The following is a 15,450-nucleotide window of genomic DNA, read 5'->3' as shown; positions in this document are numbered from 1 at the left end:
AAACGCTAGCTAAGAACAAAAATTACACTGGAGAGAATTATGAGCAAACAATTCGGCGAACTGCTGATTGAGGGTAAAAATGTCGTTAAGGACTTCCCTTTAAACAGTAACTCAATCAAACAATCTAAGATGCGCGCAATCAACGACGTCTCTTTCAAAATGTACAAGAGCCGCGGCTTGTCAGTGGTAGGTGAATCTGGTTCAGGTAAGTCTACTACTGCAAAAATGATTGCAAAAATGTACGCACCAACCGATGGCATCATTGAATACAAAGGTCGTGATATCCAAGACATCACCTCTCGTCACGATTTAATGACCTACCGTGAAGGTGTACAAATGGTGTGGCAAGACCCGTTTGGCTCGCTAAACCCAACGCACAATATCTTCCACCATATTGCGCGCCCGCTGCTGATTCATAAGAAAGTAGCACCGGGCAACAAGAAAGAACTGGAAGAGCGTGTGTACGACCTACTTGAACAAGTTGGTCTTATTCCACCAAAAGAAACGGCGCAAAAGTTCCCGCACCAGCTATCTGGCGGTCAGCGTCAACGTGTAAACCTAGCTCGTAACATCGCAGTTGGTGCTGAAGTGGTATTGGCGGATGAGCCAACATCGATGCTCGATGTATCAATCCGTGCCGGTGTTCTGAACTTGATGGAAGAGATGAAGTTCGAGAAACAAATGTCTCTGCTTTACATCACTCACGACATCGCAACAGCGCGTTACATTGCTGAAGATCTCGCGGTCATGTACGTAGGTCACATGGTTGAATGGGGCGATACTGAAGAAATCATTCACGATCCTCAACACCCATATACGCAACTGTTGGTATCTGCGGTTCCAGATCCATCGAAGTCTATTCACGAGAAACTGAAAGGCAACAAAGGGGAAATCCCACTTTGGACACCAGAATCTGTCGGCTGTCCATTTGCTGGACGTTGTGTACACGCTACCGACAAATGTCGCGAACGACTACCGGGCGTCACTCAACTGTCCGACAACCACTTTGTCCGCTGTTACTTATTTGAAGATTAATCATAACGAGGGTCAGGTTCAGCCTGACCCATTCCTGTTTTTATCGTTTCCCGGAGACATTGAATGCTGCTACTGACTAACCACATTGGTTATGAACGTCTGGGCCCAAAGAAAGCCATTATCCAGACCGAACAACCACACTTGTCTTCTTACACTGCTCAATTGATTTGTGCCACTAGCGAGCAAACCGTGGCAACTTTTGCGGTTGAAGAACAAGGTAAAGTGGCGAACTGGCATCAGGGCTATTTCTACCTCATCGACTTTTCCTCTTTCACAACGTCAGGTGACTATTTCTTGCAAGTAGAAGATACGCGCTCTTCCTCTTTCATCGTTGGCGAACACATTCTGTTGGATCAAACTTTGTCAGATGTGATCCACTACTTCAAATCGCAACGTTGCGGCGGGATCTTCGATAAACAAGATCGACAACTTCCAGTACTAAACTCCAATAAAAAGGTTGATGTACACGGCGGCTGGTACGACGCATCAGGAGACGTTAGCAAGTATTTAAGTCACCTTTCATACGCGAATTATTTGAATCCTCAACAAACCCCAATGGTGGTTTGGAACATCCTAAAAGGGGTTTCGTTGCTTGAAGGAAGCGAAGACATTACAGCTTTCACACGTACACGTCTGATTGAAGAAGCCCTGTTCGGTGCAGACTTTCTTGTGCGTATGCAAAACGAAAAAGGCTTTTTCTACATGACGGTCTTTGACAAGTGGAGCAAAGATACTGCGCAACGCGAGATTTGCGCGTACGAAACTCAACTTGGTCACAAATTTGACGACTATCAAGCAGGCTTTCGACAAGGTGGCGGTGTCGCCATTGCAGCGCTAGCGGCAGCGTCGCGTTTAAGTGTTCACGGTGAATACGATCAACAAAAATACCGCAACGCTGCCGAAAATGGTTACTGGCACTTAAAAGAGCACAATACGCAGTACCTCAATGATGGGGAAGAAAACATTATCGACGAATACTGTGCGCTACTGGCTTGTGTAGAACTGTTTAAAGCAACCAAAGAAACTCGCTACTTGGAAGAGAGCCGTTTGTGGGCGCAACGTTTAGTTGCACGCCAAATGAGCGACGAGCAGATTCAACACTTTTGGTCAGCAAACCAAGACGGCAGCCGTCCATATTTTCACGCAGCCGAAGCTGGTCTACCAGTTATTGCCCTATGCGAATATCTATTAATTGAAGACGACTCAGCACGAGCGGAATCGGTAAAACGTATCGTCAACCTAGCGTGTGAGTTTGAGATCACAATATCGAATAAAGTGATCAACCCATTCGGTTACCCTCGCCAATATGTTAAAGGCGTAAATGAGTCAAAACGCGAGGCATTTTTTGTCGCACACAACAATGAATCCGGCTATTGGTGGCAAGGCGAGAATGCTCGACTGGGCTCACTCGCGACCATGGCGTACCTTGCTCAACCGCATATAGCGTCGCAAGACGTACAGCAACAACTTTCTGTGTTTGCTCAAGATGCATTGAACTGGATTGTAGGCTTAAACCCATACGACATGTGCATGCTAGATGGCCATGGTCGTAACAACCCTGATTACCTCCCTCAATATGGTTTCTTCAACGCAAAAGGTGGCGTGTGTAACGGAATCACTGGCGGCTTTGAAGACGAGGAAGACATTGCATTTAACCCACCAGCACAAAAAGAAGACGTGTTACAAAACTGGCGCTGGGGCGAACAATGGATCCCGCATGGCGCTTGGTACTTACTCGCGATAATGAGTCAAGCTCAGCATGTTTCTCAGTTGGCGACCTCTAAAAATATGAAGGAAGAATAATCATGGGAATGTATTTTGTCGGTATCGATGGTGGCGGCACGTCATGTCGAGCCAGGATTAAAGATTCACAAGGTAATTTTCTTGGCGAGGCCAAAAGCGGCAGTGCCAACATCATGCTAGGTGCTGAAATAGCAATGGCTTCGATTCTTGAATCCATCACTTCGGCTACCGAGCAAGGCGGTCTAATACAACAAGATTTCGCGTCGATGCACGTCGGCTTAGCCCTTGCTGGCGCAGAGCACAAAGCATCTTGGCAAGCCTTCATGTCTCTTCCTCATCCATTTGCCAGTATAACTCTGAATACCGATGCTTACGGTGCGTGCGTTGGTGCGCACAATGGCGAAGATGGCGCAATCATGATTGCGGGAACCGGTTCTTGTGGCATCTACCTTAACGGATTGGAGCAACACGTTGTCGGTGGTCGTGAGTTCCCTATTTCGGATCAAGGTGGCGGCGCAGTGATGGGGCTACGCCTAGTTCAGCAAGTTTTGTTAGCTGAAGATGGCATCAGAGAAAAAACGCCCCTAGCACAACACGTTATGACGCATTTCGAAAATGAGGTCGACAACGTGGTGGCGTGGTCAAAACAGGCGCTTCCTCGTGATTATGGGCAGTTTTCTCCGGCTATTTTCCAACATGCGGAACAAGGCGATGCACTGGCCATTGAAATGCTGAAGCAAACCGCAGCGGATATAGAAATGTTTCTCGTGGCATTAAACAAACGCGGCGCAACACGTATTTGTTTAATGGGCAGCATAGCTGAACGCATTGTACGTTGGCTTTCACCACCAGTTCAGCAATGGATTGTTGAGCCACAGTTTGACGCGATTGAAGGCGCAATTATGTTTGCTGGCAAACCAGAACATAACCTTTACTCGCTCAGTGCGGCGTAGGAGTAGATATGGAATATCGTGTTGATCTCGTAGTCCTTTCTGAGCAGAAACAAAACTGCCGCTTTGGCCTCACCTTTCATAACTTGAGCGACCAAGACCTAAACAGCTGGAGCTTAACTTTCGCTTTCGATCGTTACATTCTTCCAGACAGCGTTTCAAATGGTCAACTGACTCAAATTGGTAGTTTTTGCACACTTAAACCAGAAGGGGTGGTACTGGCTGCCAACCATCACTATTACTGTGAATTCAGTATTGGTTCGAACCCATTCCGTTATTACTCGGATGGCTTTAACGAAGCGATGATCAACTTTGTCGTTGATGGAAACCCACAGCGCGCACAAGTGGATGTCACGCCTATCGTATTAGCTTCACCATACCGTGAACGCAGTGAGATTCCGGCAAGTTTAACCCATGCACAGCCCTTGCTGCCAAAACCAAACCATATTGAGGTCAGCGATCACTATTTTAGCTTTGATCATCATGCTGGCGTCGCGGTTTATTCAAGCCTGGCCAATTCAGCTAAAGAATGGCTACTTGAAGAGCTTAAGCGCATTCACCAATTTGAGTTCGCATCAGACAATGGCAGTCAGATCATCTTCAAAGGCAACCCAACCTTGGATGAAGGCGCTTACAAACTGAAAGTAGCCGAAGAGTCAATCAAAATTGAAGCAGGATCTTCGTCTGGTTTTACCCATGCTTGTGCAACGTTATTACAACTAGTCAAAGTTGGCGATCAACCTAACTCAATGGAAGTAGTTTGCTGTTCAATCAAGGACAGACCACGCTTTCGTTACCGCGGTATGATGCTGGATTGTGCTCGTCATTTTCACTCCGTTGAGCAAGTCAAACGCTTGATCAACCAACTGGCTCATTACAAGTTCAATACGTTCCATTGGCATCTTACCGACGATGAGGGTTGGCGAATTGAAATCAAATCACTGCCTCAACTGACCGATATTGGTGCTTGGCGCGGATTGGATGAGATCAATGAACCACAGTACACGCACTTTGATGAACGTTACGGCGGCTTCTACACACAAGAAGACATCAAAGACGTTATCGAATTTGCATCGCAACGCGGCATCACCATCATTCCTGAAATTGATGTACCTGGTCATTGCCGAGCCGCCATCAAGTCGTTACCACACCTATTGGTAGAAGCAGAAGATACCACCGAATACCGCAGTATTCAGCATTACAACGACAACGTCATTAACCCTGCTCTGCCGGGGAGTTATGAATTTATCGACAAAGTGCTAGAAGAGGTCTCTGCGCTTTTTCCTGCGCCTTACGTTCATATTGGTGCCGACGAAGTACCTAACGGCGTATGGTCAAAAAGCCCAGCATGCCAAGCACTAATGGAACAACTGGGTTACAGCGACTACAAAGATTTGCAAGGACACTTCTTGCGTTATGCCGAAGACAAACTTCGTAAATTGGGCAAACGCATGCTGGGCTGGGAAGAAGCTCAACACGGCGACAAAGTCAGTAAAGATACGGTGATCTACTCATGGCTAAGCGAAGAAGCGGCATTGAACTGTGCTCGCCAAGGCTTTGATGTGGTGCTGCAACCAGCACAAACCACTTACCTAGATATGACCCAAGACTACGCACCTGAAGAACCGGGCGTGGACTGGGCAAACCCACTGCCACTAGAAAAAGCTTACAACTACGAGCCGCTCGCTGAAGTGCCTGCTGACGATCCAATACGTAAGCGCATTTGGGGTATTCAAACAGCATTATGGTGCGAAATTATCAATAACCAACTTCGCATGGACTACATGATCTTCCCTCGTTTAACTGCAATGGCAGAAGCATGTTGGACAGACAAACAACACCGAGATTGGACCGACTATTTATCACGCTTGAAAGGCCATCTACCTCTGCTTGATTTGCAGGGAGTGAATTACCGTAAACCGTGGAAGTAATACAAAACTGATGTCGAAACATCACGCTTGAAGAGTTTTTAAATTTTGGCTGCTGATGCAGCTTCGTAAAAAGGAAAGACACAAATGAAATACGGCTATTTCGATAACGAGAATCGCGAATACGTCATCACTCGCCCTGACGTACCAGCACCATGGACCAACTACCTAGGTACTGAGAAGTTCTGTACGGTTATCTCGCACAACGCGGGTGGCTACTCGTTCTACAACTCTCCAGAATACAACCGTGTTACTAAATTCCGTCCAAATGCGACATTCGATCGCCCAGGACACTACGTTTACTTGCGTGATGATGAGACAGGTGATTACTGGTCAATCTCTTGGCAACCAGTTGCGAAGAGCCTAGACGAAGCAAACTACGAAGTTCGTCACGGCTTGTCTTACTCTAAGTTCAAATGTGAATACAGCGGTATTACCGCAACAAAAACTCTGTTCGTGCCAAAAGGCGAAGACGCTGAAATCTGGGATGTAGTGATTAAAAACACCTCTGACAAACCACGTACGATCAGTGCATTCTCATTTGTTGAGTTCTCATTCAGCCACATTCAATCTGATAATCAAAACCATCAGATGTCTCTGTACTCGGCAGGTACGGCTTACAACGAAGGCGTGATCGAGTACGACCTGTACTACAACACCAACGATTTCGAAGGCTTCTACTACCTAGCTTCAACATTTGACCCAGATTCATACGACGGTCAACGTGACAGCTTCCTTGGCCTATACCGTGACGAAGCAAACCCGCTAGCGGTAGAACAAGGCAAGTGTTTCAACACAGCACAAACGTGTTACAACCACTGTGGCTCTCTGCACAAGCAATTCACTATCCAGCCGGGTGAAGAAGTTCGCTTTGCTTACATTCTCGGTATCGGTAAAGGCAATGGTGACCGTCTACGTGCTAAGTACCAAGACCTTGCAGAAGTCGACAATGCATTTGCGGGTATCAAAGCACACTGGGATGAACGCTGTGGCAAGTTCCAAGTGAAATCACCAAACGAAGGTCTAGATACCATGATCAACGCTTGGACACTGTACCAAGCAGAAACTTGTGTGGTGTGGTCTCGCTTTGCTTCATTCATCGAAGTGGGTGGTCGTACTGGTCTTGGTTACCGCGATACAGCGCAAGATGCGATCTCAGTCCCTCACGCTAACCCTGCAATGACGCGCAAACGTATCGTTGACCTACTGCGCGGCCAAGTAAAAGCGGGCTACGGTCTACACCTATTTGATCCAGATTGGTTCGATCCAGAAAAAGCTGACGTTAAACCATCGAAATCCCCAACCGTAGTTCCAACACCTTCTGATGAAGACAAAATTCACGGCATCGAAGACACTTGTTCCGATGACCATCTATGGCTAGTTCCAACCATCTGTAAGTACGTGATGGAAACCGGTGAGCACAGCTTCTTTGACGAAGTGATCCCTTACGCCGACGGTGGCGATGCAACGGTTTATGACCACATGAAAGCCGCGCTAGACTTCTCGGCTGAATACGTAGGTCAAACCGGTATCTGTAAAGGTCTGCGTGCAGACTGGAACGACTGTCTGAACCTAGGTGGTGGCGAATCTTCAATGGTGTCGTTCCTACATTTCTGGGCACTGCAGGAGTTCATCGACCTAGCGAAATACCTAGGTAAGGAAGCCGACGTTGAAAAATACACGGTGATGGCAGCAAACGTTCGTGAAGCGTGTGAAACCCACCTTTGGGATGACGAAGGCGGTTGGTATATCCGTGGTCTGACGAAGAATGGCGACAAGATCGGTACTGCGCAACAAGCGGAAGGCCGAGTACACCTAGAGTCAAACACACTTGCGGTACTTTCTGGTGCGGTATCTCAAGAGCGTGGCGAAAAAGCGATGGACGCTGTCGATGAGAACCTGTTTTCTGAATACGGCCTTCACCTAAACTCACCATCTTTTGCAACACCGAATGATGATATCGGCTTCGTAACTCGTGTTTACCAAGGCGTAAAAGAGAACGGTGCGATATTCTCGCATCCAAACCCATGGGCTTGGGTAGCTGAAGCGAAACTGGGTCGTGGTGATCGTGCAATGAAGTTCTACGATGCGCTAAACCCATACAACCAGAACGACATCATCGAAAAACGTATTGCAGAACCATACTCATACGTTCAGTTCATCATGGGTCGTGACCACCAAGACCACGGTCGTGCAAACCACCCATGGTTAACAGGTACGTCAGGCTGGGCTTACTTCGCTGTTACCAACTTTATCCTTGGTGTGCGTACAGGCTTCGATGGCCTAACTATCGATCCATGTATCCCAACGAACTGGCCTGGTTTCGAAGTGACTCGTCAATGGCTAGGTGCAACGTACAACATCAAAGTAGTTAACCCAGACTCAGTAAGCAAAGGTGTTAAATCGATTACGGTTAATGGTGAAGCAGTAAATGGGGCGTCTGTGCCAGTTCAAGCGGAAGGTTCAGTAAACGAAGTTATCGTTACTCTAGGTTAATCATCTTTTAGGGGGAGTCCTTCTCCCCTTTTGATTTATCCGGTGCATTTATGTTTTACAAGTGCATCGGTTCGCTAGCAAAGATTTAAGAGGCGGTGGGATGCCGCTCTTATCGAGGATCGAATCATGATCAAATTTGGTACAGGCGGTTGGCGTGCATTTATCGGTGAGGAGTTCACCAAAGATAATGTACGTTTGGTCGCTCAAGCAGTTGCAAACATCACGAATAACGAATCGGTTGCTGATCGCGGCTTTGTGATTGGCTATGACCGTCGTTTTCTTTCCGATAAAGCAGGTCGTTGGTTCGCTGAAGTTCTAGCAGCAAACGGCATTGTGGTTAGCTTTATCGACAAATTTGTCCCAACACCTATCGTAATGTTTAAAGCGAAAGAAATGGGCTGCGCATACTCGGCATGTATTACCGCATCACACAACCCTGCCGATTACAACGGCATTAAAGTCTTCATTGAAGGCGGTCGTGACGCAGATGAAATCATCACCCAAAAAATCGAATCACAAATAGACGCGCTCACTGCGCAAGATGTAAAAAGCGTCGACTTTGAACAAGCGGTTGAAGATAAGCTGATTGAAATCATTAATCCGATGAACGAATTCGTTGACTCAATCATCGACTTTATCGACATCGAAGCGATCAAGAAGGCGAATTTACGTGTTTTGATCGACCCAATGTTTGGTGTCGCGAAAAACGCACTGCAAACCGTATTAATCAACGGCCGCTGTGACGTTGATGTGATTAACGATGGCAAAAACCCAGATTTCGGTGGGTTAATGCCTTCGCCAAGCGCTGCAACACTCTACCGTTTGATGCACCTAGTGAAAGAGCAAGGTTACGATATTGGCATCGGTACTGATGGCGATGCGGACCGTCTTGGTATTATCGACGAAAAAGGTAACTTCATTCATCCAAATGAAGTGCTACTGCTGCTTTACTACTACCTACTTGAATACAAAGGCTGGAAAGGCTCCGTGGTACGTAACATCGCAACCACACACCTTCTCGATAAAGTCGCCGAAGATCATGGCGAGAAATGCTTTGAGGTTCCTGTAGGCTTTAAGCACATCAGCTCCAAAATGGAAGCGGATGACTCACTGATTGGCGGGGAAAGCTCTGGCGGCCTAACCATTCGCGGCCACATCAAAGGTAAAGACGGCGTATTCGCATCAAGTCTATTGGTAGAAATGATTTCAGTAACCGGCAAGAAGCTGTCTGAGTTGCTGGATGAAATCTACGGCAAGTACGGCTATGCCTACATGGCAGAAGGCGATTGCAAGTTCAAACCAGCGCAAAAAGACGTACTGTTCAACAAGATTTATGTTGAAAAGCAGTTGCCTGAGTTTGAGTTTGAAATCGAAAAAGTCAGCTATGAAGATGGTGCGAAAGTCTACTTCAAAAACGGCGGTTGGATCATCGCTCGCTTCTCTGGCACTGAGCCACTGCTACGAATTTTTGCAGAGATGCAAGATAAGGACACTGCGGAACGTGTTCTTCAACAGTTTAAAGACTTCTTGTCTTTATAACTGAACCTTGTGCCCGCTTCGAGCACTATGATGAGAGTCAACGCTGTCTGAAAAGGCGCTCATCAACAGGAGAAGAGCACTTGCCCGGCTCCACAGCCGGGCTTTTTTATTGTATGTTGGAAAGTCGTAAACGAGATAGCAAAGATACTCAGGAGCGTTAAGCAAATGCCAGGACGCCTTGCGTTTCAATTTTCACCGCGACGGACTCACCTATATTTAATGCTTGCGAAGCTGTAGCTAACAAACGGTCACCATTCGCGTTAATCACATAACGGCAGTGATCACCCATAAAATGCTGTTCCAATACGGTTACCGAACTATCTTCATCGGATTGAATTTGTACATGCTGCGGTCTTAGCAGTAAAGAGCACTCCGCCTGTACTGGAATATCTTGTTGAGCCGTGGCTTCAACCACGCCCAAGTGGGTTTCATATTCTGAATTCGAAACTCGTTTAGCAGCAAGGTAACTGCCACCACCTAAGAAATCAGCGACAAATTTACTTGAAGGTTGGTAGTAAAGCTCAGATGCTGTGCCATATTGCTCGATGACTCCATTGTTCATCACTGCCATTTTATCGGCGAAAGCAAAAGCCTCTTCACGGCTATGCGTAACAAAAATGGCAGTCACACCTTGGGCCTTAAAAATCTTACGGATCTCACTTATCAACTCATGGCGAACTTGCGTATCAATATTAGAAAACGGTTCATCCAGTAACAGTAAGTCTGGGCTGTAAGCTAATGAGCGAGCAATCGCAACACGCTGCTGCTGTCCACCAGACAATTGATGAGGATAACGATCGCCATAACCTTGAAGATGCACGAGTTCTAACATCTCTTGAACTTTGGCATTTTTCTCTTTTGTCGAGCACTGCTTTAAGCCAAAGGCAATGTTTTGCTCCACCGTCAAGTGAGGAAAAAGTGCGTAATCTTGGAAAATCATCCCTATATTACGCTGTTCTGGCGGCAACCAGTTTTCCCCATCATCAATTGTGACGCAATTTAGACTCATTTCGCCTGACGTTAACGGCAATAATCCCGCAACGGCCTTTAATAGTGTTGTTTTCCCACAGCCACTAGCTCCTAGCAAACAGACAATCTGCCCTTGTTCTACCTCAAGAGACAATGATTCGAGTACGGTTTGATCGTCATATTGGCACGTTAGGTTTTTAATTGATAATGCACAGCTCATCAGTGATTTTGCTCCAGTGAACGGTTAACAACAACAAGCGGGATCAACCCAACAAGAACCAACAGAACCGCTGGCAAAGCGGCCAATTCTAAATGCTCATCCGAGGCGAAGTTATAAACGTATGTGGCTAGTGTTTCAAAGTTAAACGGACGAAGTAACAAAGCCGCATTGAGCTCTTTCATTGACTCGATAAACACTAATAAAGCCGCAATCAGTGCACCGCGCTTAACCAGCGGAAAGTGCACGCGCCACAGCATTGCATTGGGCTTACAACCCATAGTGCGCGATGCCATATCTAACGACGGAGAAATTTTATTTAAATTACTTTCGATACTACCAATCGCTACCGCGGAAAAGCGCACAACCATGGCAAATACTAGTGCGAACATGGAACCAGAAAAGATAAGTCCCGGCCTTCCCCACTCCATGGCTTTAGCAACGTCGTTGACACGATGATCCATAAACAGCACAGCGACCATCACACCGATGGCTAGTACCGTTCCTGGTACTGCATAGCCCATAGAAGAAAGACGCATAAATGCCAAGCTTTCTCGTTTACCATTGACTCGATGGGTAAAGTTAACGATCAGTGCGACAGCAACACCAATAATCGCAGCAATAACAGACACAACTAAGCTATTCCATGCGTATTCACGAAACTCTGAGGTCCAACTCTGTGCAAAATAAGTGATCGCATAATCAATCAGCTGTAGTAGCGGCAAAATAAACGCGACCGAAACCAAGCCCCAGCACCAAACTAGTGCGGTCCACTTTTTCCAGCCCGTCAACTCGTAACGAAAATCTTCGTGACTGTTAAATTGGCTTTGAAAAAGCTTTTGTTTACGGCGGCTGTATCGTTCTGCACTAAGAAGCAGTACTACAATGACGAGCATCATGGCAGAAATCTTGGCTGCCGCATTAAGATTAGAGTACCCCAACCAAGTATCGTAGACCGCTGTGGTTAACGTATTCACCGCGAAGTAACTTACCGTACCAAAGTCGCCAATGGTCTCCATTGCGACCAATGATAAACCCACTGCGATAGAGGGTCTTACTAACGGCATCGAGATGCGCCAAAAGCTTTCCCATGGAGAGCACTTGAGCAAACGCGCGCTTTGCAATAAAGAGACATTTTGCTCCATAAACGCAGCCCGGCACAATAAATACACGTAAGGATACAACACCAAAGCCAACACAAAGGTCGCACCAGGCAACGTACGAATGTCAGGGAACCAATACTCGCCAGGTCCCCATCCGGTTACATCACGCAAAAAGATCTGAATCGGGCCTGCAAAATCAAACCAATCAGTAAAAATATAACCAATGATATAACCTGGCATTGCAAGAGGTAGTACCAATGCCCACTGCAACCATTTTTCGGTCGGCAGTTTACACATGGCCATTATCCAAGCGCTTGGAATACCAAGAATTAAGGACAGCACCATTACGCCAACAGTTAGCGCAACCGTGTTAAAAATATAAGTCGGCATGACCGTTGCCATTAAATGAGCAAACAAATCATCCGTTTCACCAATCGCGGTGTAGAAGATCGCTAAGATCGGCAAAACCAGTAGCAGAGTTATTACCCCACTACTGGTTTTCCATAAAGAGTGTTTATCTTTCATCGCCTAATTACTGCAAGGCTGTATGAAATACAAATGCTGTTGCAAATACATCTCATATCCTTTAATCAAATGGGGGTACTGTTATACCCCCACAAGGAATTAAAGGTCAAATTTCACTTCGTCTAATAGCTTAATTGCCGCTTCGTGGTTGGCTGCAATATCGTCTAGAGAAAGCTTGTCTGCTTTAAAGTCACCCCAAGATTCCACAAGCTCAGAACGCTTCACGCCTTCTTTAACTGGGTACTCATAGTTAACTTCTGCGTACATTTGCTGCGCTTTGTCACCCGTTAGGAATTCCATTAGCTTCACAGCATTGTCTTTGTTTGGAGAGTACTTCGCCATCGCCATACCAGAGATATTCACGTGAGTGCCTGTAGTCTCTTGGTTAGGGAAGTTGATGTAAACTGCATCAGCCCAAGCCTTTTGCTCTTTGTCGTTAACCATTTTACCTAGGTAGTAGCTGTTACCCAGAGAAACATCACATAGGCCTTCTTTGATCGCTTTAACTTGTGCACGGTCGTTGCCTTGTGGTTTGCGAGCAAGGTTTGCTTTCACGCCTTCCAACCACTCTTTGGTTTCTGCTTCGCCATTGTGAGCAATCATTGCTGAAACTAGAGAAACGTTGTACGGGTGCTTACCGCTACGAGTACAAATTTTACCTTTGAACTCTGGCTTAGCTAAGTCTGCGTAGTTGAAATCTGCGCCTAGTTTACCTACGCGATCACGTGATGAATAAACGCTACGAGAACGTAGAGTTAGAGCAAACCACTCATTCTCTTTATCTTGGTATTGAGCAGGTACGTTTTCTTCAATGATTTTGCTATCGACTTTCTGAACTAAACCTTTGTTTGTCAGTTCAGCTAGACGGCTGATGTCTGTCGTAAGAATAACGTCAGCAGGGCTGTACTCACCTTCTTGAGCTAGCTTTTCTGCTAAGCCTTTTTTAGCAAATTTTACGTTTACTTTGATGCCAGTTTCTTTAGTGAACTCATTGAACATAGGTTCAACTAGGAAAGGTTGACGGTAAGAGTAGACGTTCACTTCTTCAGCAGCCATTGCTGTTGGAGCTAGAGTAGCGCAAGTTAGTGCTGAAAGAGTTAGCAGTTTTTTCATTGTTTAATCCTTTACCATGCTAATGATAACGTTTATCAGTTGCGTTATTATATGTATGTTCAATAAGAAGACAATGACGAATATTAAAAAACCTGCTCATCGGAGCAGGTTTTATTGTGTTAAGTGTGTAACCATTTATTACAAGCTAATGATTATTTCACCGTAACAAACTCTGGGTAAGCACCAACACCACAATCATGCATGTCCATACCTTCCATTTCTTCATCTTCTGTAACGCGAATCCCAACGGTTGCTTTCAAGATTGCCCACACAACTAGGCTGGCACCAAATACCCAAGCAAAGATAACTACGGCACCTAAAAGCTGTGCACCAAACGTTGCATCACCGTTGCTCAGTGGCACTACCATTAGGCCGAAGAAACCACACACACCGTGAACTGAGATAGCACCTACTGGATCGTCAATTTTAAGTTTATCTAGAGCAATGATACTGAATACTACTAGTGCACCCGACACCGCACCAATCGCAACCGCGTACAGTGGTGATGGCGATAGAGGGTCTGCAGTGATGGCAACCAAGCCAGCTAGCGCGCCATTGAGAATCATCGTTAAATCGGCTTTACCCCAAGTAGTTTTACAAACGAATAGCGCCGCAATTGCACCGGCAGCCGCTGCTGCGTTAGTGTTTAGAAAGATCTGACCTACCGCTGTAGCATTCTCAAAATCTGAAACCATCAACTGAGAGCCACCGTTAAATCCAAACCAGCCAAACCAAAGGATAAAAGTACCCAACGTTGCCAAAGGCATGTTAGAACCTGGAATCGGATAGATTTCACCATTTTTACCGTACTTACCCTTACGCGCGCCAAGCAGTAACACACCAGCAAGAGCAGCAGAAGCACCTGCCATATGTACGATACCAGAACCCGCAAAGTCACTAAATCCAGCTTCTGCTAGGAAGCCTCCACCCCATGTCCAGTAACCTTCCATTGGATAGATAAACGCAGTTAAAATCGCAGAGAAAATCAAGAAAGACCAAAGCTTCATGCGCTCAGCTACCGCACCAGAAACGACGGACATGGCAGTTGCAACGAAGACAACTTGGAAGAAGAAGTCAGACTCTAAAGAGTGGTCGGCCCCTTCACCTTGAGTACCAATTAGCGTACCAAATGAAGGTAACCAGCCTCCTTCTCCATTATCGACATACATGATGTTATAACCGACAATCAGAAACATCGTACATGCGATGGCGTACAAACAGATGTTCTTCGTAAGAATTTCTGTTGTGTTTTTAGAGCGCACAAGGCCAGCCTCTAGCATCGCAAAACCTGCTGCCATCCACATTACCAACGCACCGGAAATGAGGAAGAAAAAGGTGTCAAGTGCGTAACGTAACTCGGTTACTGTTGTTGTTAATTCCATAATAAGTATCTCCAATCCTTTGAATTCTTAAAGTGCTTCTGCGTCCATTTCGCCAGTTCGGATACGCACCGCTTGGTTCAGATCGTAAACAAAAATTTTACCGTCGCCGATTTTTCCGGTTTGCGCAGCTTTTGTAATTGCTTCAACAACGCGATCTACATTGTCTGCGTGAGTCGCGATTTCAATTTTCACCTTTGGTAGAAAATCGACTTGATACTCTGCACCGCGATACAATTCCGTGTGACCTTTTTGACGACCGAACCCTTTAACTTCTGATACTGTCATCCCTTCGATACCGACATCAGCCAATGCTTCTCGTACATCGTCTAATTTAAACGGCTTAATAATGGCATTGATTATTTTCATTGAGTTATCTCCGAAGCTTTCATCCTGAAACACTTCTTATAATCCAATCTACGTGCCAAGTTTTTAAGTCATTGAATAATAAAA

The 15,450-nt window shown here is 46.0% G+C and carries 11 protein-coding genes; 6 read left to right on the top strand and 5 right to left on the bottom strand.

Annotated elements, in window-relative coordinates:
* The first annotated feature begins 39 nt into the window (after positions 1-39).
* The 6 genes from R8O70_RS10970 to R8O70_RS10945 all read left to right on the top strand — a co-directional run bounded on the left by R8O70_RS10970 (position 40) and on the right by R8O70_RS10945 (position 9,691).
* Positions 40-1,035, top strand: coding sequence for an ABC transporter ATP-binding protein (locus tag R8O70_RS10970; protein ID WP_005380041.1), 996 nt, complete (start codon positions 40-42; stop codon positions 1,033-1,035).
* Positions 1,036-1,098: 63 nt separating this feature from the next.
* Positions 1,099-2,838, top strand: coding sequence for a glycoside hydrolase family 9 protein (locus R8O70_RS10965; protein WP_258623911.1), 1,740 nt, complete (start codon positions 1,099-1,101; stop codon positions 2,836-2,838).
* Positions 2,839-2,840: 2 nt separating this feature from the next.
* A complete protein-coding gene (locus tag R8O70_RS10960; RefSeq protein WP_258623912.1) occupies positions 2,841-3,731 on the top strand; it encodes an N-acetylglucosamine kinase in 891 nt (296 codons plus the stop codon).
* A gap of 8 nt (positions 3,732-3,739) precedes the next feature.
* The gene (locus R8O70_RS10955) at positions 3,740-5,659 is read left to right on the top strand and encodes a beta-N-acetylhexosaminidase (protein WP_136976645.1); all 1,920 of its coding nucleotides are present in this window, start codon (positions 3,740-3,742) and stop codon (positions 5,657-5,659) included.
* An 84-nt stretch (positions 5,660-5,743) separates the two neighbouring features.
* Positions 5,744-8,152, top strand: coding sequence for a GH36-type glycosyl hydrolase domain-containing protein (locus R8O70_RS10950; RefSeq protein WP_047102646.1), 2,409 nt, complete (start codon positions 5,744-5,746; stop codon positions 8,150-8,152).
* A gap of 126 nt (positions 8,153-8,278) precedes the next feature.
* Complete coding sequence (locus R8O70_RS10945) at positions 8,279-9,691, top strand: phosphoglucomutase/phosphomannomutase family protein (protein WP_017635906.1); 1,413 nt, start codon at positions 8,279-8,281, stop codon at positions 9,689-9,691.
* Between the two features lie 157 nt (positions 9,692-9,848).
* Here the strand turns inward: R8O70_RS10945 and R8O70_RS10940 are convergent, their stop codons facing one another.
* From R8O70_RS10940 to R8O70_RS10920, 5 genes are all read right to left on the bottom strand, one after another.
* Positions 9,849-10,880, bottom strand: a complete 1,032-nt coding sequence (locus R8O70_RS10940) for an ABC transporter ATP-binding protein (protein WP_005380055.1) — start codon at positions 10,878-10,880, stop codon at positions 9,849-9,851.
* Positions 10,880-12,505, bottom strand: a complete 1,626-nt coding sequence (locus R8O70_RS10935) for an ABC transporter permease (protein WP_005386564.1) — start codon at positions 12,503-12,505, stop codon at positions 10,880-10,882. The genes R8O70_RS10940 and R8O70_RS10935 overlap by 1 nt, the downstream gene beginning before the upstream one ends.
* Before the next feature lie 99 nt (positions 12,506-12,604).
* Positions 12,605-13,618 (bottom strand): Fe(3+) ABC transporter substrate-binding protein, encoded by a 1,014-nt coding sequence (locus R8O70_RS10930; protein WP_005386566.1) that lies wholly within the window; start codon positions 13,616-13,618, stop codon positions 12,605-12,607.
* A gap of 152 nt (positions 13,619-13,770) precedes the next feature.
* Entirely contained in the window at positions 13,771-15,000 is a 1,230-nt protein-coding gene (locus R8O70_RS10925; protein WP_005386568.1) for an ammonium transporter, read from the bottom strand.
* Between the two features lie 27 nt (positions 15,001-15,027).
* Complete coding sequence (locus R8O70_RS10920) at positions 15,028-15,366, bottom strand: P-II family nitrogen regulator (protein ID WP_005386570.1); 339 nt, start codon at positions 15,364-15,366, stop codon at positions 15,028-15,030.
* Between the last annotated feature and the right edge of the window lie 84 nt (positions 15,367-15,450).

Origin of the sequence: Vibrio sp. 779(2023), from assembly GCF_033344285.1 — a bacterium.
GTDB classification, from domain to species: domain Bacteria; phylum Pseudomonadota; class Gammaproteobacteria; order Enterobacterales; family Vibrionaceae; genus Vibrio; species Vibrio alginolyticus.
This window is presented reverse-complemented; position numbering and strand designations above follow the sequence as displayed.

Bases quoted from the DNA above. Each gene is read 5' to 3' on its own strand.
- R8O70_RS10970 (WP_005380041.1), top strand. From the start codon at position 40: ATGAGCAAACAATTCGGCGAACTGCTGATTGAGGGTAAAAATGTCGTT.
- R8O70_RS10960 (WP_258623912.1), top strand. From the start codon at position 2,841: ATGGGAATGTATTTTGTCGGTATCGATGGTGGCGGCACGTCATGTCGA.
- R8O70_RS10920 (WP_005386570.1), bottom strand. From the start codon at position 15,366: ATGAAAATAATCAATGCCATTATTAAGCCGTTTAAATTAGACGATGTA.
- R8O70_RS10935 (WP_005386564.1), bottom strand. From the start codon at position 12,505: ATGAAAGATAAACACTCTTTATGGAAAACCAGTAGTGGGGTAATAACT.
- R8O70_RS10950 (WP_047102646.1), top strand. From the start codon at position 5,744: ATGAAATACGGCTATTTCGATAACGAGAATCGCGAATACGTCATCACT.
- R8O70_RS10940 (WP_005380055.1), bottom strand. From the start codon at position 10,880: ATGAGCTGTGCATTATCAATTAAAAACCTAACGTGCCAATATGACGAT.
- R8O70_RS10955 (WP_136976645.1), top strand. From the start codon at position 3,740: ATGGAATATCGTGTTGATCTCGTAGTCCTTTCTGAGCAGAAACAAAAC.
- R8O70_RS10930 (WP_005386566.1), bottom strand. From the start codon at position 13,618: ATGAAAAAACTGCTAACTCTTTCAGCACTAACTTGCGCTACTCTAGCT.
- R8O70_RS10945 (WP_017635906.1), top strand. From the start codon at position 8,279: ATGATCAAATTTGGTACAGGCGGTTGGCGTGCATTTATCGGTGAGGAG.
- R8O70_RS10925 (WP_005386568.1), bottom strand. From the start codon at position 15,000: ATGGAATTAACAACAACAGTAACCGAGTTACGTTACGCACTTGACACC.
- R8O70_RS10965 (WP_258623911.1), top strand. From the start codon at position 1,099: ATGCTGCTACTGACTAACCACATTGGTTATGAACGTCTGGGCCCAAAG.